Annotated in this window: 11 protein-coding genes; 5 read left to right on the forward strand and 6 right to left on the reverse strand. The window is 71.6% G+C overall.

The features are described 5' to 3' along the window. Positions 1-24 precede the first annotated feature (24 nt). From E6P78_RS17955 to E6P78_RS17965, 3 genes are all read right to left on the reverse strand, one after another. Positions 25-1,242: a branched-chain amino acid ABC transporter substrate-binding protein gene (locus E6P78_RS17955; protein WP_136204650.1), complete on the reverse strand. Its 1,218-nt coding sequence runs from the start codon at positions 1,240-1,242 to the stop codon at positions 25-27. Between the two features lie 647 nt (positions 1,243-1,889). Continuing rightward, positions 1,890-2,360, reverse strand: coding sequence for a hotdog fold thioesterase (locus E6P78_RS17960; RefSeq protein WP_136204612.1), 471 nt, complete (start codon positions 2,358-2,360; stop codon positions 1,890-1,892). A 108-nt stretch (positions 2,361-2,468) separates the two neighbouring features. Beyond that, positions 2,469-4,742: an FdhF/YdeP family oxidoreductase gene (locus E6P78_RS17965; protein WP_136204613.1), complete on the reverse strand. Its 2,274-nt coding sequence runs from the start codon at positions 4,740-4,742 to the stop codon at positions 2,469-2,471. A gap of 157 nt (positions 4,743-4,899) precedes the next feature. Between E6P78_RS17965 and polA the strand changes: the two genes are divergently transcribed. Continuing rightward, complete coding sequence (polA, locus tag E6P78_RS17970; protein WP_136204614.1) at positions 4,900-7,611, forward strand: DNA polymerase I; 2,712 nt, start codon at positions 4,900-4,902, stop codon at positions 7,609-7,611. Here the strand turns inward: polA and E6P78_RS17975 are convergent. After that, positions 7,597-8,478, reverse strand: coding sequence for a DUF4184 family protein (locus E6P78_RS17975; RefSeq protein ID WP_136204615.1), 882 nt, complete (start codon positions 8,476-8,478; stop codon positions 7,597-7,599). The two genes, polA and E6P78_RS17975, sit on opposite strands and share 15 nt — an antisense overlap. Before the next feature lie 223 nt (positions 8,479-8,701). Between E6P78_RS17975 and E6P78_RS17980 the strand changes: the two genes are divergently transcribed. The 3 genes from E6P78_RS17980 (at position 8,702) to E6P78_RS17990 (ending at position 11,746) form a co-directional block, all read left to right on the forward strand. Beyond that, on the forward strand, positions 8,702-10,456 hold the full coding sequence (locus tag E6P78_RS17980) for a lytic murein transglycosylase (RefSeq protein WP_136204616.1): 1,755 nt from the start codon (positions 8,702-8,704) through the stop codon (positions 10,454-10,456). A 138-nt stretch (positions 10,457-10,594) separates the two neighbouring features. Further along, complete coding sequence (locus E6P78_RS17985) at positions 10,595-10,732, forward strand: SPW_0924 family protein (RefSeq protein WP_136204617.1); 138 nt, start codon at positions 10,595-10,597, stop codon at positions 10,730-10,732. Positions 10,733-10,768: 36 nt separating this feature from the next. Beyond that, the gene (locus tag E6P78_RS17990) at positions 10,769-11,746 is read left to right on the forward strand and encodes a DUF3068 domain-containing protein (protein ID WP_136204618.1); all 978 of its coding nucleotides are present in this window, start codon (positions 10,769-10,771) and stop codon (positions 11,744-11,746) included. On the opposite strand, the gene hrpB is transcribed toward E6P78_RS17990, so the two are convergent. Both hrpB and E6P78_RS18000 read right to left on the reverse strand, forming a co-directional pair. Next, positions 11,733-14,240: an ATP-dependent helicase HrpB gene (hrpB, locus tag E6P78_RS17995; RefSeq protein ID WP_136204619.1), complete on the reverse strand. Its 2,508-nt coding sequence runs from the start codon at positions 14,238-14,240 to the stop codon at positions 11,733-11,735. The two genes, E6P78_RS17990 and hrpB, sit on opposite strands and share 14 nt — an antisense overlap. 49 nt (positions 14,241-14,289) lie before the next feature. Beyond that, positions 14,290-15,102, reverse strand: coding sequence for a class I SAM-dependent methyltransferase (locus E6P78_RS18000; RefSeq protein WP_136204620.1), 813 nt, complete (start codon positions 15,100-15,102; stop codon positions 14,290-14,292). A 396-nt stretch (positions 15,103-15,498) separates the two neighbouring features. Between E6P78_RS18000 and rpsA the strand changes: the two genes are divergently transcribed. Continuing rightward, complete coding sequence (gene rpsA, locus E6P78_RS18005; protein WP_018555634.1) at positions 15,499-17,010, forward strand: 30S ribosomal protein S1; 1,512 nt, start codon at positions 15,499-15,501, stop codon at positions 17,008-17,010. Positions 17,011-17,021: the final 11 nt, after the last annotated feature.

Consider the following 17,021-nt stretch of genomic DNA (forward strand, 5'->3'; position numbering starts at 1 on the left):
CAGTCGGGCGTGACCGGGAGCTTGTTACGGCTTGTAGGCCTCGCTGAGCTTGGAGGCCCACTTGCCGCCGTCGACCTGGTAGGCGGTCATCATGGTGTTGGTGGTGTCGCCGTACTCGTCGAACGAGACGGGGCCGGTGACGCCGTCGAACTTGACCTTGCTCATGGCGTCGAGGACCTTGGCGCGGGCGTCGTCGGGGAGCTTTCCGTCGTTCTCGGCGACGGCGAGCTTGACGGCCTCGATGATCGACCAGGTGGCGTCGTAGGTGCCGCCGCCGTAGGCCTCGTAGGCGTCCTTGTATCCGGCGGTCTTGTAGTCCTCGATGAACTTCTTGGCGGAGTCGAGTTCTTCGACGGGCTTGCCGACGGAGGTGGCGATGTCGCCCTGGGCCTTCTTGTTGAGCTTGATGAAGTCGGCGCTGTACATGCCGTCGCCGCCCATGAGGGGGATCTGGACGCTGTCCTTGAGCTGCTGGCTCAGGGGGGCGCCGGCGGGGTACTCGCCGCCGTAGTAGACGGCCTTGGCGCCGGACTTCTTGACCTTGGTGACGACGGCGTTGAAGTCGCGGTCCTCGGGGTTGACGTGGTCGGAGCCGACGATCTTGCCGCCGAGGTCGGTGAAGGTGGCCTTGAAGGAGGCCGCGAGACCGGCGCCGTAGGGCTTCTGGTCGTCGATGAGGTAGACCTGCTTGACCTTCGCGTTGTTGTACAGGTACTTCGCGGCGAAGGCGCCCTGGATCTGGTCCGTGGTGGCGGTGCGGAAGTAGGTCTTGAAGGGGCGCTTCTTGTCGCCGGTCTTCCAGTTGTCGCCCTGGGTCAGCTCGGTGCCGGTGTTGGCGGGGGAGACCTGGGTGAGGCCGGCGTCGTTGAGCGGCTTCTGCATCGACTGGGAGACGCCGGAGTTCAGCGGGCCGACGACGCCGACGACCTTCTTGTTGTCGATGAACTTCGTGGCGTTCTGCTGGCCGACGGAGGGCTGGGCCTGGTCGTCGAGCGGCTGGATCTCGAAGGTGATGCCCGGGACGGTCTTCTCCTTGTTCGCCGTTTTGGCGGCGAGGTCGGCGGAGTTCTTGATGCCGAGGCCGAGGGCGGAGAGGTCGCCGGTGAGGGGTGCGTCGAGGCCGATGACGACGGTCTGGTTGCCGCTGCCGCTGTTGCCGTCGCTCTTGTTGTCGTCGTCGCGCGACCCGCAGGCGGTGAGTGTCAGTGCTCCTGTGGTGAGCACTGTGGTGAGGATGAGCAAAGAACGGTGTCGCACGAAAGGTCCTTTCCCTGGCGCGGCCTCCTCTGCTTGAGGTGCCGTGTCGTTCGCCGGGCCGTACTGGGTTGGTACAGGGCCGTGCTGCAGACGCGCCCGGCGGCGCGGTGACTGGCGGTGACTCTAAGGGCAGTGGTGGGGGTCGGGGATGGTGGTGGCTCAGGATGTGACTGTCTTGTTATGCCCTTGAGCAAGGCTTGAGGTGGCTGTGCGGACATGTACGGCTTTTTACCGGACCGTGAAGTGACCGCATTCTGAGAACGCCCAGCTCTGCTAAGGGGCTTGGAGTGATCTTGCTGCTGTCGCCCGGTGCGGGGTGCGCGGGGGTGCGGGAGGGCAGGCCGGGGGGCCCGGCGGCGGTGCGGGCCGGGCTCGTCGTGTCGCGGCGGGGTGCCTCGCCTCGGGCGTTGATTACGCAGCGTTATGTCGGTGGGGGTGCGGCGACGCGGTGTGGCGGTGGGGTGGGCCGGGTGTGGGAGCTGAGTGGGCCATGGAACGGGGCGCCGGGGCAAGGGGGTTGACGTGGTGCGCCGGGCAAGTTCCGTTTGGGCGCTGGTGGTTGTGCCCGGAAATGGCGCTGCCCGGCCGTTTTGGGTCACGGCCGGGCAGGGGTGGTGGAGCGTGCTGTGGGGTCAGGCGGCTTCGGGGGCGGGGGCGTCGCGCAGGAGGCAGGTGAGGCGGGCGGTGCAGACCCGCTTGCCGTGTTCGTCGGTGATGGCGATCTCGTACGTGGCGGTGGTGCGGCCGCGGTGTACGGGGGTGGCGGTGCCGGTGACGAGGCCGCTTCGTACCCCTCGGTGATGGGTGCAGTTCAGGTCGACGCCGACGGCGAGCTTGGCGGGGCCGCCGTGGAGCATGGTGCCGACGGAGCCGAGGGTCTCGGCGAGGACGGCGGAGGCGCCGCCGTGCAGGAGGCCGTAGGGCTGGGTGTTGCCCTCGACGGGCATGGTGCCGACGACGCGCTCCGCGGAGGCTTCGAGGATCTGTACGCCCATGCGCTCGCCGAGGTGGCCGGCGGAGAACAGGGCGGGCAGGTCGACCCCGAGCGCGGCGTACTCGTCGATGATCTCCTGGGGGAACGTGGGTGCGGTGTGCTCGCCCATGGGGCCGCCTTTCGTCTCTGTGCGGTGGTGCGTGTCTGTGTGCGTCGTTCTTATCAGACGACTGAGCGAGCGCTTAGGGCGTATCCGGCGGGGGCCTCCACGCGCTGCTCAGCGCGTGCTCTCGAAGCGCACCACGACGGACTTGCTGGCGGGGGTGTTGCTGGTGTCGGCGGTGGAGTCGAGGGGGACCAGCACGTTGGTCTCGGGGTAGTAGGCGGCGGCGCAGCCCCGGGCGGTGGGGTAGTGGACGACGCGGAAGCCGGGGGCGCGGCGCTCCACGCCGTCCTTCCACTCGCTGACGAGGTCGGTGTAGGCGCCGTCGGCGAGTCCGAGGGCCGCGGCGTCGTCGGGGTGTACGAGGACGACGCGGCGGCCGCCCTTGATGCCGCGGTAGCGGTCGTCGAGGCCGTAGATGGTGGTGTTGTACTGGTCGTGGGAGCGCAGGGTCTGGAGCAGGAGGCGGCCTTCGGGGAGTTCGGGGAACTCGACGGGGGCGGCGGTGAAGTTGGCCTTTCCGGTGGCGGTGGGGAAGCGGCGGGAGTCGCGGGGGGCGTGCGGGAGGGTGAAGCCGCCGGGGTGGGCGATGCGTGCGTTGAAGTTCTCGAAGCCGGGTACGACGCGGGAGATGCGGTCGCGGATCGTCGCGTAGTCCTTCTCGAACTCCTCCCAGGGGGTCGCGGAGGCGGGGCCGAGCACGGCGCGGGCGAGGCGGGCGACGATGGCGGGCTCGGAGAGCAGGTGGGGGCTCGCGGGGGTGAGGTTGCCGCGTGAGGCGTGGACCTTGCTCATGGAGTCCTCGACGGTCACGAACTGCTTGCCGCTCGCCTGGACGTCCTTGTCGGTGCGGCCGAGGGTGGGCAGGATCAGGGCCCGGGTGCCGGTGACGGCGTGGGAGCGGTTGAGTTTGGTGGAGACGTGGACGGTGAGGCGGGCGCGCCGCATCGCGGCCTCGGTGACGTCGGTGTCGGGGGTGGCGGCGACGAAGTTGCCGCCCATGGCGAAGAAGACCTTGGCGTCGCCGTCGCGCAGGGCCCGGATGGCGCGGACCACGTCGTAGCCGTGGTGGCGCGGTGAGGTGATCCCGAATTCCTTGTCGAGGGCGTCGAGGAAGGCGGGTGCGGGCCGTTCGAAGATGCCCATGGTGCGGTCGCCCTGCACGTTGGAGTGGCCGCGCACGGGGCAGACTCCGGCGCCGGGGCGGCCGATGTTGCCGCGCAGCAGGAGGAAGTTGACGATCTCGCGGATGGTCGGCACGGAGTGCTTGTGCTGGGTGAGGCCCATGGCCCAGCACACGACGGTGCGCTGCGAGGCGAGGATCAGGTCGAGGGCCTGTTCGATGGTGGCGCGGTCGAGTCCGGTCGCGGCGAGCGTGCCGTCCCAGTCGGCCTCGGCGGCGGTGGCGGCGAACTCCTCGTAGCCGTGGGTGTGTTCGGCGACGAAGGTTTCGTCGACGGCGCCCTCGGTCTCCAGGATCAGCTTGTTCAGGAGCCGGAAGAGGGCCTGGTCGCCGCCGATGCGGATCTGCAGGAAGAGGTCGTTGAGTGCGGCGCCCTTGAGCATGCCGAGGGGGGTCTGCGGGTTCTTGAAGCGTTCGAGGCCGGCCTCGGGCAGCGGGTTCACCGAGATGATCTTTGCTCCGGCGGCCTTGGCCTTCTCCAGGGCGGAGAGCATCCGGGGGTGGTTGGTGCCGGGGTTCTGTCCGGCGATGATGATCAGGTCGGCGTGGTGGAGGTCCTCCAGGGATACGGAGCCCTTGCCGACGCCGATCGTCTCGGTGAGCGCGGAGCCCGAGGACTCGTGGCACATGTTGGAGCAGTCGGGCAGGTTGTTGGTGCCGAACTCGCGGGCGAACAGCTGGAGCAGGAACGCGGCCTCGTTGCTGGTGCGCCCGGAGGTGTAGAAGAGCGCTTCGTCGGGGGAGCCGAGCGCACCCAGTTCCTCGGCGATGATCTCGAAGGCGCGCTCCCAGGTCACGGCCTCGTACCGGTCGGCGCCCTCGGGCAGATACACGGGTTGCGTGATGCGTCCCTGCTGGCCGAGCCAGTAGCCGCTGCGGCCGGCGAGATCGGCGACGGGGTGGGCGGCGAAGAAGTCCGGGGTGACCCGGCGCAGCGTCGCCTCCTCGGCGACGGCCTTGGCGCCGTTCTCGCAGAATTCCGCGGTGTGCCGTTTGTCGCCCTCGGGCCAGGCGCAGCCGGGGCAGTCGAAGCCGTCCTTCTGGTTGACCTTGAGGAGGGTCTGCGCGGTGCGGCGCAGGCCCATCTGCTGCTGGGCGACGCGCAGGCTCTGGGCGACGGCGGGCAGCCCGGCGGCGGCGTGCTTGGCGGGTTCGACCTGCGGGGCGTCCTGGACGGGGTCTCCTGCGGGCGGCTTGCTGGCCATGGTGTTCCCCTTCGGTCCTGCTGCGGGCGCCTGCGCGGGTCCGCCGTGTGTGTTTCCTTGGTTCCGATCCTGGCACGCGGGGCGGGCGGGGCGCCCGGTGAGGCGTCGCGGGCGGTGGCCGGTCCGGATTGTCAGTGGTACGTGGCAGGATCGGGGTGTGGCTGAGACGGCATCGAAGAAGACGGCAGACAACCGACCGCGCCTGCTCCTGATGGACGGGCACTCCCTGGCGTACCGGGCGTTCTTTGCGCTGCCCGCGGAGAATTTCACGACGGGGGCGGGCCAGCCGACGAATGCGGTGTACGGCTTCATGTCCATGCTCGCGAACACGTTGCGTGACGAGGCGCCGACGCATTTCGCGGTGGCGTTCGACGTGTCCCGCAAGACGTGGCGGGCGGATGAGTTCCCGGAGTACAAGGCGAACCGGTCGAAGACCCCCGACGAGTTCAAGGGGCAGGTCGAGCTGATCGGGGAGCTGCTGGACGCGATGCACGCGGAGCGCTTCGCGGTCGAGGGCTTCGAGGCGGACGACGTCATCGCCACGCTGGCCACGCAGGCGGAGGCGGCCGGCTTCGAGGTGCTGATCGTCACCGGTGACCGCGATTCGTTCCAGCTGATCACGGACGATGTGACCGTGCTCTACCCGACCAAGGGCGTGTCCGAGCTGACCCGGTTCACGCCGGAGAAGGTCGTGGAGAAGTACGGGCTCACCCCCCGGCAGTACCCGGACTTCGCGGCGCTGCGCGGTGACCCGTCGGACAACCTTCCGGGCATCCCCGGGGTCGGTGAGAAGACGGCCGCGAAGTGGATCAACCAGTTCGGTTCGTTCGACGAGCTGGTGGAGCGGGCCGATGAGGTCAAGGGCAAGGCGGGCCAGAATTTCCGCGACCACCTGGACGCGGTGCGGATGAACCGCCGGCTGACCGAGATGGTCAGGGACGTGGAGCTGGCGAAGACCCCGGCCGACCTGGAGCGGGCGCCCTACGACCGTACGGCGGTCACCGGCGTCCTCGATGTGCTGGAGATCCGCAACCCGAGCCTGCGCGAGCGGCTGCTCGCGGTGGACCCGGGCGCCGCCGAGGACGAGGCACCGGCGCCGGCCGCGGGCATCGCGCTGGACGGTGCGGTGCTCGGTGCGGGCGAGCTCACCCCCTGGCTGGCGGAGCACGGCGGGCAGCCGCTCGGTGTCGCCACGGTGGACACCTGGGCCCTCGGCAGCGGCACGGTGACGGAGATCGCGCTCGCCGCGGCGGACGGGGCGGCGGCCTGGTTCGACCCGGTGCTGCTCGACGAGGGGGACGAGCAGGCGTTCGCGGCCTGGATCGCGGACCCGGCCCGCCCCAAGGTCATGCACAACGCCAAGGGTGCGATGCGGGTCTTCCCGGAGCATGGCTGGCGGATCGAGGGCGTCTCGATGGACACCGCGCTCGCCGCCTACCTCGTCAAGCCCGGCCGGCGCTCCTTCGCGCTGGACGTCCTCGCCGTGGAGTACCTGGGCCGCGAGCTGGCCCCCGCTGCCGCCTCCGACGGGCAGCTGGCCTTCGGCGCGGACGACCAGGCGGAGGCCGACGCCCTGATGGCGCAGGCCCGTGCGGTCCTGGACCTCGGCGACGCGTTCACGGAGCGGCTGAAGGAGGTCGGCGCGGCCGAGCTGCTGCACGACATGGAGCTGCCGACGTCGATCCTGCTGGCCCGCCTGGAGCGGCACGGCATCGCGGCGGACCGGGCCCACCTGGAGGGCATGGAGGAGCAGTTCGCCGGTGCGGTCCAGCAGGCGGTGAAGGAGGCGCACGCGGCGGTGGGCCGGGAGTTCAACCTGGGCTCGCCCAAGCAGCTCCAGGAGGTCCTGTTCGGCGAGCTGGGCCTGCCGAAGACGAAGAAGACCAAGACCGGGTACACGACGGACGCGGACGCGCTGGCCTGGCTGGCCGCCCGGACCGAGCACGAGCTGCCCGTCCTCATGCTGCGCCACCGCGAGCAGGCGAAGCTGCGGGTCACCGTCGAGGGCCTGGTGAAGTCGATCGCGGCGGACGGCCGTATCCACACCACGTTCAACCAGACCGTGGCGGCGACCGGCCGGCTCTCGTCCACCGACCCCAACCTGCAGAACATCCCGGTCCGCACGGACGAGGGCCGGGCGATCCGCCGCGGCTTCGTCGTCGGCGAGGGCTTCGAGACGCTGATGACGGCGGACTACAGCCAGATCGAGCTGCGGGTGATGGCCCACCTCTCCGAGGACGCGGGCCTGATCGAGGCGTTCACCTCCGGCGAGGACCTGCACACCACGGTCGCCTCGCAGGTCTTCGGCGTCGAGAAGTCGGCGGTCGACGCGGAGATGCGGCGCAAGATCAAGGCCATGAGCTACGGGCTTGCCTACGGGCTGTCCGCGTTCGGCCTCTCCCAGCAGTTGAACATCGAGGCGGGTGAGGCCCGGGGCCTGATGGACACCTACTTCGAGCGGTTCGGTGGTGTCCGCGACTACCTGCGCCGCGTGGTGGAGGAGGCCAGGGCCACCGGCTACACGGAGACGATCTTCGGCCGCCGCCGCTATCTGCCCGACCTGAACAGCGACAACCGCCAGCGCCGCGAGACCGCCGAGCGGATGGCGCTCAACGCCCCGATCCAGGGCACCGCGGCCGACATCGTCAAGGTCGCCATGCTGCACGTCGACCGGGCGCTGACCGAGGCGGAGCTGAAGTCGCGGATGCTGCTCCAGGTGCACGACGAAATCGTGCTGGAGATCGCCGCGGGCGAGCGGGAGCAGGTCGAGCAGATCCTGCGCCACGAGATGTCCACGGCGGTACGCCTGCGGGCCCCGCTGGACGTGTCGGTCGGCGTCGGCGGCGACTGGGAGTCAGCGGCGCACTGACCGCGAGGTGCCGGGGTCTGCGGCGGCCCCGGCCTTCGGCGGCTGCTGCGCTGCCGGGCGGGGGCGGTGGGTGAGCCGGACCGCCGCCCCGTGCAGCAGGAGTCCGGCGGCCAGTCCGGCGCCCGCGCCGAAGCAGGCGGTCGGGATGATGTCCAGCGGTGTGTCGATGTGCCCGTAGTAGGCGTACCAGCGGGCGCAGCGGTGGGCGGTGCCCAGCAGGACGCACAGCCCGATGCCGGCGAGCGCCCACCGCCGCCACGGCCGCTCCAGGACCGGTACGGACGCGGGCACCGGCCGCTTGCCGGCCCGCCGCAGCGCCGACGCGGCGAACCAGGCGAGCACCACCAGGGCGGGCGCCGACGTGCCGTACTGGACGAGGGTGAAGACGGGAAGGCCGCCGGCGCTGCCGTCGAGCCCGGGCACCAGCCGTACGCCCCACCGGTCGTGGTGGGTGAAGGCGTCCCAGACGACATGGGTGGCCGAGCCGATGACCGCCGACACCACGAACCACGCCACGTCCCGAAGGCGAACTGCCCGGCGACCGGAGCCCGTTGCGGGCCCGCGCAGGCATGCGTACACGCGCCCCTGGTGGCGCTCCGGCAGCAGCGCCACCAGGGGTTCGCGCAGCAGCAGCCACAGGGCGACCGCGAGCGCGGTGATCAGGACGTCCACCGTGACGACACCCCATACCGCGTGGGTGACCTCCCCGAACTCCATCGCGCCCGGAATCGCCGTGTCCGCGAAGTACGTCAGGTCGGGGGCGAACGAACCGGTGACCAGGGCCGAGGCGACGAGCGGGCCGCGGCCCCTACCGTCGCGCCGGATTCCCGGCAGCACGGCGGCGGCATGGCTGAGTGTGAAGGGCATGCGGGCAGTATGCGTGCCCGGAGAGGACAGAGAGGGGTGGCCCCATCGTGCGTGAGCTGGCGTCATATGCCCGCCCTCCCGTGGACATCCTGTGTTCAGGAAGGTGAGAAAGCGGTAAGAACCGGTCCGTCCGCTGTGTGCGGGCGACATGAGTTGCCGTAGGGTCGCCTGAGTCCAGGCGCAGGGGAGCGCCGACCGCGACGACGGGGAGGGCCCACACGTCATGGCAGCGCAATTCGGTCGCCGACTGTACAGAGGGGCGGCCACGACCGCCGTGGCAGCCGCCGCCGTGGCGGCGCTCTCCGCCTCGCAGGCCCCGGGGTCTCCTCTGGTCGCGGCGGACGGCGAGCAGCCGGCCGCCGGTGCGACGACGCCCACCGGCGACAGCAGCGTCTCCGGCGACTCGCCGTACTACACGGACCTGCCGCCGCTGAACACACCGGACAAGCCGGGCAGTTCCGTCGACTTGCCCGCGACCGGGAGTGCGGAGTCGGGGATACCCGCCTCGGTCCTGGCGGCCTACAAGAAGGCCCAGCAGACCATCGCGGGCACGGACGCGGCCTGCCGGCTGCCGTGGCAGCTGCTCGCCGCGATCGGCAAGGTCGAGTCCGGGCAGGCCCGGGGCGGCCGGGTCGACGCGCAGGGCACCACGCTCACGCCGATCCTCGGGCCGGCCCTGGACGGTCAGGGTTTCGCCCTGATCAAGGACACCGACAACGGCGCCTACGACGGGGACCGGGTGCACGACCGGGCGGTCGGCCCGATGCAGTTCATCCCGTCCACCTGGGAGAGCTGGGGCCAGGACGGCAACGGCGACGGCCGCAAGGACCCGAACAACATCTACGACGCGGCGCTCGCCGCCGGACGCTACCTCTGCGCCGGCTCCCGCGACCTGTCGACCGCCACCGACCTGGACCGCGCGGTCCTGAGCTACAACCACTCGGACGAGTACCTGCGTACGGTCCGCTCGTGGTTCGAGTACTACAGCCGGGGCACGCACGAGGTCCCCGACGGCACCGGCGTCCTGCCGACCGGCCCCACGAGCCGCGACCGGGGCCCCGGTACCGGCCACGTGGGTGGCGGCCCGTCGACGTCGCCGTCCCCGACGCCCTCGACGTCGACCACCCCGAAGCCGGGCGGGACCACGAAGCCGGGCGGCTCCACGAAGCCGGGCGGCTCCACGAAGCCGGAGACCCCGTCGGAGCCGAGCACCGAGCCCTCGAAGCCGGGCGGCATCGGCAAGCCCTCGTCGCCCACCCCGACACCGGCCCCCACCCCGTCCGAGACCGTGGCCGGGGTGCAGAACGCCGGCACCGGCACGCTCACCGCCACGGCCGGCGAGGCCTTCGCCGAGCGGATCAAGGTGCGGGCGCGCAACGGCCTCGGCGGCCCGGTCGCCAAGACCTCCGTGACCTTCACCGTCACCGGCGACACCGACGCCACGTTCGCCGGCGGCAAGAAGACCGTCACCCTGGCCACCGGGACCGACGGCACGGTCACCGCCCCGGTCCTCGAAGCGGGCGAGAAGACCGGCGAGTTCACCGTGCGCGCCACCGCCACCGGCACCTCGCTGGCCCCCGTCACGTACACCGCGACCGTCACCGCCCGCCAGGCCGACGCCCTCGCCAGGACCGGTACCGAGAAGCTGACCGCTCTCGCCGGCGAGACGTTCGAGGACATCACGGTCGCCGCCACCTACAAGGGCGAGAGCGCCGACCGGGTCGCCGTCACCGCCACCATGATCACCGACGACGCGGAGCCGGCCGAGAACGACAAGGGCCCGTACTGCACGGACGACGACGGCGACCCCGTCCGCAGCATCGTCCTGACCACGGACGCCGACGGGAAGCTCACCCTCCCGAAGATCTACGCCGACGGCCCGGCCGGCACGTACAAGCTGCGCCTCACCACCGAGGGCGGTGCCACGCTCGTCATCGAGCTGACCGTCCAGGAGCGCACGGCCTCCGCCGCCTCCTGACACAGGCCCACCCCGAAACAGCCCCTCGGCCGCCTCCGCGGCGGAGGGGCTGTTCGACGTGTTCTCATCTCGCGCCCCGGTTGCTACGGTGCCCCAGCCCTGACGACCCATCAGCTACCCGCTTCCGGGAGGCCGAGCATGCGTGCCCTCGTCGCCGCCGCCATCGGACTGGCCGCCGCCCTCGCCCTCGTCCTCACCATCAGCGCGGTGGGCGCCCCGCCCGGCGAGACCTCCCCCAAACCGCTGCTGACCACCGTCCCGGGCCCGAAGAAGTAGTTGTCCGCGCCACGCACCGCCGAGGGAGGACACCCCATGCGCCGCCGAGCAGGCCTCGTACTCCTGGCCTTCGCCGTCTTCTTCGCCGCGCTGTCACCGCTGCTGCGCTGGTATGCCTTCCCGAGGCTCGCGAAGATCCCGCCCAGCCAGTACCAGGAGACCGTGCTGGAGGCGAAACCCGCCACCCTGCTCGACTACAGCACCCTCACGGCCAAGAAGGTCGACAAGATCACCATCGTGCAGACGCTCAAGGGCAACGTCGAGGAGTCCGAGCGGATCGAACGCACCGCAGGACGCGACGTCGTCGTCTGGGACGCGCTCTCCTACGTCCAGGGCCCCGACGGCAAGATGGTCTCCAAGATCCCCGAGCGCTACATCTTCGACGCCCACAGCCAGGCCCCCGTCCACGCCACCGGCGAGATGGTCGACGGCGACCCCGTCACCCGCGAGGGCATCGAGTTCAAGTGGCCCTTCCTCACCGAGAAGCGCGACTACCAGTACTTCGACGCCCAGACCCGCACCAGCTCGCCCATCCACTACAAGGGCACCCGCACCTTCCGCGGCCTGGAGGTCTACTACTTCGAGCAGACCATCCCGTGGACCAAGGTCCCCATGCCCAAGACCATGCCCATCAAGGGGATCACCCCGCAGCAGATCGCCAAGACCGGCATGACCCGCTGGTACACCACCAAGCGGATGTTCTGGGTCGACCCCGTCACCGGAGCACCGGTCAACGGCGAGGAGGTCCACCGCGAGGAGATGCGCAACGCGAAGGCGATGGGCATGCCCCAGGACACCGTCACGGTGTTCGCCGGGGACGTGAAGATGCGCGAGGACTACATCGCCTCGATCGTCGACCTCGTCAAGTCCCAGCGGCTGCTGGTCCTGCTGCTGACCTCGTACCTGCCGTGGGGCTTCCTCGCCCTGGCCGCCGTGCTCCTGGCACTCGCGCTGTGGCTGGAGGCCCGCTCCCGGCGGCCCGCGACCACGCAAGCACCCCCTACTCCCGCCTGAGCCGCGCCTTGGTGAACCGGGTCGCCTCCACCGTCGTGGGGTCCTGGGGCCACGGGTGCTTCGGGTACCGGCCGCGCAGCTCCGCCCGGACCGCCTTGTAGCCCTCCCGCCAGAACGACGCCAGGTCCGCCGTCACCGCGGCGGGCCGGCCGGCCGGGGAGAGCAGATGCACCAGGACCGGCACGCCGGCCACCCTCGGGGTCTCCTGGAGGCCGAACAGCTCCTGGAGCTTCACCGCCAGCACCGGCTGGTCCCCGCCGTACTCCACCCTGATCCGCGAACCGCTCGGCACCTCGATCCGCTCCGGCGCCAGCTCGTCCAGCCGGACCGCCTCACCGGTCGCCCACGGCAGCAGCCTGCGCAGCGCCTGACCCGCGTCGATCCCGGCCAGGTCGCTCCGGCGCCGGGCCCGCGACAGCTCCGGCTCCAGCCACTGCCCGGGACGGTCCAGCAGCGCCTCGTCCGACACATCCGGCCAGGGCTCGCCCAGCTCCCGGTGGAGGAACGCCAGCCGCTCCCGCAACTGTGCCGCGTCCCGGCTCCAGCGCAGCAGCCCGGTCCCCTCCCGCCGCAGCCCCTCCACCAGGGCCTCACGGACCAGCGCCGGACCGGGCTGCTTCAGCGGGCGCGCCGACAGCTCGACGGCCCCCAGGCGCTCCACCCGGCGGGCCACCACGTCCCGGCCGTCCCAGCGGACCTCCTCGCCCGCGAACCGCAGATGCCCGGCCGCCAGGCGAGCCGTCTCCTCATCGATGACGGCCGCGAGGCGCACCCGGGCGGACGCCGCGTGCGCCGGCCGGTCCGCGACCGCGACGGCCAGCCAGGGCGCGCTGCGCAGCCGCGAGCCCTCGCCCAGCTCCGCACCCGTGCCCGACGCCATCAGGAACGCCCCCTCACCCCGCGCCCGCGCCACCCGCTCCGGGAACGCCAGGGCCGCCACCAGGCCCACCGCCGCATCGTCCGTGCCCGGCCCGCCGGACCCGCCGCCCTCGCCCTTCACCGAGGACGACAGCCGCCGCACCTCCTGGCGCCAGCGCCCCGCGTAACCGTCCTGGCCCCGGCGCGCGGTGCGCAGCGCGGCCGCCAGATCGTCCCCGTACGCGCGCGGCGGCTCCTCGCTCAGCAGCGCCACCACCTCGGCGGCCCGGCGCCCGCCGACCTCGGCCGCCCCGTCCAGCAGCGCCCGGGCCAGCCGCGGATGCAGCCCGAGGCGGGACATGCGCACGCCCCGCTCGGTGACCCGCCCGTCCGGGCCCACCGCGCCGACCGCGCCCAGCACCTCGCGCGCGGCGGCCATCGCCCCGTCCGGCGGCGCGTCTAGCAGCGCGAGCCCCGAGGCGTCCGGATCGCCCCAGCAGGCCGCCTGGAGGGCGAACGCCGCCAGGTCGGCCACCTTGATCTCCGGGGACGGGAACCGGGCGAGCCGCCCGTCCTCCGCCCGGTCCCAGCACCGGTAGACCGTCCCCGGTGCTTCGCGCCCCGCCCGGCCCGCGCGCTGGCGGCCCGCCGCTTGCGAGGCCCGTACCGTCGTCAGCGCGCTCAGCCCCCGGGCGTGATCGGTGCGCGGCTCCCTGGCCAGCCCGGAGTCGACCACCGTCCGCACCCCGGGAACGGTCAGCGACGACTCCGCGACCGAGGTCGCCAGCACGACCCGCCGCCCCTCGGACGATCCGGCGAGCACGGCGTCCTGCACCGCAGCCGGGGCCCGCCCGTGCACCTGGAGCACCTCGGCCCCCACGCCGGACAGCTCACCGGCCACCCGGCCGATCTCGCCCACCCCCGGCAGGAAACACAGCACGTCGCCCTCCCGCTCGGCCAGGGCCCGCCGCACCACGGAGGCGACATGGCTCAGCAGCGCCGGGTCCACCCTCATCCCGTGCGGCGGCCGCACCGGCTTGGCCGGCGGGGCCCACACCACCTCCACCGGATGCGACACGCCCTGCGCCTCCACCACCGGGGCGTCGCCCAGCAGCCGCGCCCAGCCCTCCGCGTCCGTCGTCGCCGACGCGGCCACCAGCCGCAGATCGGGGCGGATCGCCTCGCGCACGTCCAGGAGGAACGCGGCCACCGTGTCCGCGTCGAGATGGCGCTCGTGGCACTCGTCGATGATCACCGCGTCCACGCCCGCCAGCTCCTGGTCGCGTTGCAGCCGCTGGAGCAGGACCCCGGTGGTGACGACCTCCACCACGGTGCCGGGGCCCACCACCCGCTCGCCGCGCACGGTGAAACCGACCCGCTCGCCGGTGCGCTCGCCGAGCAGCCAGGCCATGCGCCGGGCCGCCGCGCGGGCGGCGATCCGGCGCGGTTCGGCGACCACGACCCGGCGCACCGGACCGTCCCCGGTCAGACCGGCCAGGACGAGGGGGACGAGCGTGGTCTTGCCGGTGCCGGGGGGTGCGCACAGCACCGCGACCCCGCGGTCGTCGAGCGCCCGCCGCAGCGCGGGCACGGCGGAGCGGACGGGCAGCCGGTCGAGGGCGTCGGTGCGGATCACGCCCCCAGTCTCGTACGGCCCGGCCCCGCCCCCCGCACCGGCCGGTGGCTCAGTCGCGTACGCAGACGAAGATCGCGGTGCCCGGGATCAGGTTGCCGCGCAGCGGGGACCAGCCGCCCCACTCCTGGTCGTTCCAGGCGGGCCACTCCGGCTCGACCAGGTCGGCCAGCCGGAAACCGCCCGCCACCACGTCGCGCACCCGGTCGCCCAGCGTGCGGTGGTGCTCGACGTACACCGCGTCGCCCCGCTCGTCCTGCTCGACGTACGGGGTGCGGTCGAAGTACGAGGCGGCCACCGACAGGCCCTCGGGCCCCGGCTCGTCCGGGAACGCCCAGCGGATGGGGTGCGTCACGGAGAAGGCCCAGCGGCCGCCGGGGCGCAGCACCCGGTGGACCTCGCGGAAGACCCGGACCGGGTCGGCGACGAAGGGCACCGCGCCGTAGGCGGAGCAGGCCAGGTCGAAGGAGCCGTCCCGGAACGGCAGCCGCCCGGCGTCCGCCTCGACCAGCGGGACGCCCTCGCCGATGCGCAGGGCGTGCTGGAGCTGGCGGTGGGACAGGTCGAGGGCGACCGGGCGGGCGCCCTGGGCGGCCAGCCAGCGCGAGCACTGCGCCGCGCCGGCGCCGATCTCCAGGACGTCGAGCCCCTTCAGCGCCCCGGTGGGGCCGAGGAGCCGGGCCTCGGCCTCGTCCAGGCCCTCCGGGCCCCAGACGAAGCGGTCGTCGCCGAGGAAGGCGCCGTGGTCGCCCTGGTACTCGTCGGCATTGCGGTCCCACCAGCCGCGGCTGGCCCGGCTGCTCTCGGCCTCACCGGCGTCACGGCGTGTCGCCTCGGGTTCGGCGGCGTACATCTCTTGGCTCATCGTGTCCGTCGTTGTAGTTTGCCTTCACCCCGTCGTACGCGGTACGTACCAAGGGGGCCTGTGAAGCGCGGGGCCCGTGTGTCCGGACCTCGTCGGGGCCGATCCGGCCCCGGTGAGGCCGAGTTGTGCCGGGTATGGGTCGTTCCGCCCGTGGTGTGCGCCTTCGCGCATTGACCGTGCCCTGCTGCCCCCGTATGCTACAAGTTGCGCTGCGAGCCTGCGCGCCTCAGACCTAGCAGGCCGCGCTCGCATCTGTTGTATGTCCCCTCGGTTCACGAGGCGCCTCCCGGTCACGGGCTGGGCGTTTCCCAGGCTGTCCGGCTTATGCAGAGGCGATACGGGCTTTCGGCGTAGCAGTACCTACGACTCACTGTCCGTACCGGAGCCCTTTCCCACATGACGAGCAGCACCGAGACCACCGCCACCACTCCGCAGGTTGCGGTCAACGACATCGGCGACGCGGACGCGTTCCTCGCGGCGATCGACGAGACGATCAAGTACTTCAACGACGGCGACATCGTTGACGGTGTCATCGTCAAGGTTGACCGGGACGAGGTTCTCCTCGACATCGGTTACAAGACCGAAGGTGTCATCCCGAGCCGCGAGCTCTCGATCAAGCACGACGTCGACCCGAACGAGGTCGTCAAGGTCGGTGACGAGATCGAGGCCCTGGTTCTCCAGAAGGAGGACAAGGAAGGCCGCCTGATCCTCTCGAAGAAGCGCGCTCAGTACGAGCGTGCCTGGGGCACCATCGAGAAGATCAAGGAAGAAGACGGCATCGTCACCGGTACCGTCATCGAGGTCGTCAAGGGTGGTCTCATCCTCGACATCGGCCTCCGTGGCTTCCTGCCGGCGTCGCTCGTCGAGATGCGCCGCGTCCGTGACCTCCAGCCGTACGTGGGCAAGGAGCTCGAAGCCAAGATCATCGAGCTGGACAAGAACCGCAACAACGTGGTCCTGTCCCGCCGTGCCTGGCTCGAGCAGACCCAGTCCGAGGTCCGTCAGACGTTCCTCACGACCCTCCAGAAGGGTCAGGTCCGCTCCGGCGTCGTCTCCTCGATCGTCAACTTCGGTGCCTTCGTGGACCTGGGTGGCGTCGACGGTCTGGTGCACGTCTCCGAGCTGTCCTGGAAGCACATCGACCACCCCTCCGAGGTTGTCGAGGTCGGCCAGGAAGTCACCGTCGAGGTCCTCGACGTGGACATGGACCGCGAGCGCGTGTCCCTGTCGCTCAAGGCGACGCAGGAAGACCCGTGGCAGCAGTTCGCCCGTACGCACCAGATCGGGCAGGTCGTCCCCGGTAAGGTCACCAAGCTCGTTCCGTTCGGTGCGTTCGTGCGCGTCGACGAGGGCATCGAGGGCCTGGTCCACATCTCCGAGCTGGCCGAGCGCCACGTGGAGATCCCGGAGCAGGTCGTCCAGGTCAACGACGAGATCTTCGTCAAGGTCATCGACATCGACCTGGAGCGCCGTCGCATCAGCCTCTCGCTGAAGCAGGCCAACGAGTCCTTCGGTGGCGACCCGGCCTCGGTCGAGTTCGACCCGACCCTGTACGGCATGGCCGCGTCCTACGACGACCAGGGCAACTACATCTACCCCGAGGGCTTCGACCCCGAGACCAACGACTGGCTCGAGGGCTTCGAGGCTCAGCGCGAGATCTGGGAGACCCAGTACGCCGAGGCGCAGCAGCGCTTCGAGCAGCACCAGGCCCAGGTCATCAAGTCCCGCGAGGCCGACGAGGCCGCTGCCGCCGAGGGCGCTGCCGCCCCCGCCGGCAACGCCCCGGCCGCCTCGGGCGGCAGCGGTGGCGGCTCCTACTCCTCGGAGTCGGCGGACAACTCCGGCGCCCTGGCGTCGGACGAGGCCCTGGCCGCGCTGCGCGAGAAGCTGGCGGGCGGCCAGAGCTGACGCTCTGACCC

It is taken from the genome of Streptomyces sp. A0958 (assembly GCF_004795035.1).
Lineage (GTDB): Bacteria > Actinomycetota > Actinomycetes > Streptomycetales > Streptomycetaceae > Streptomyces.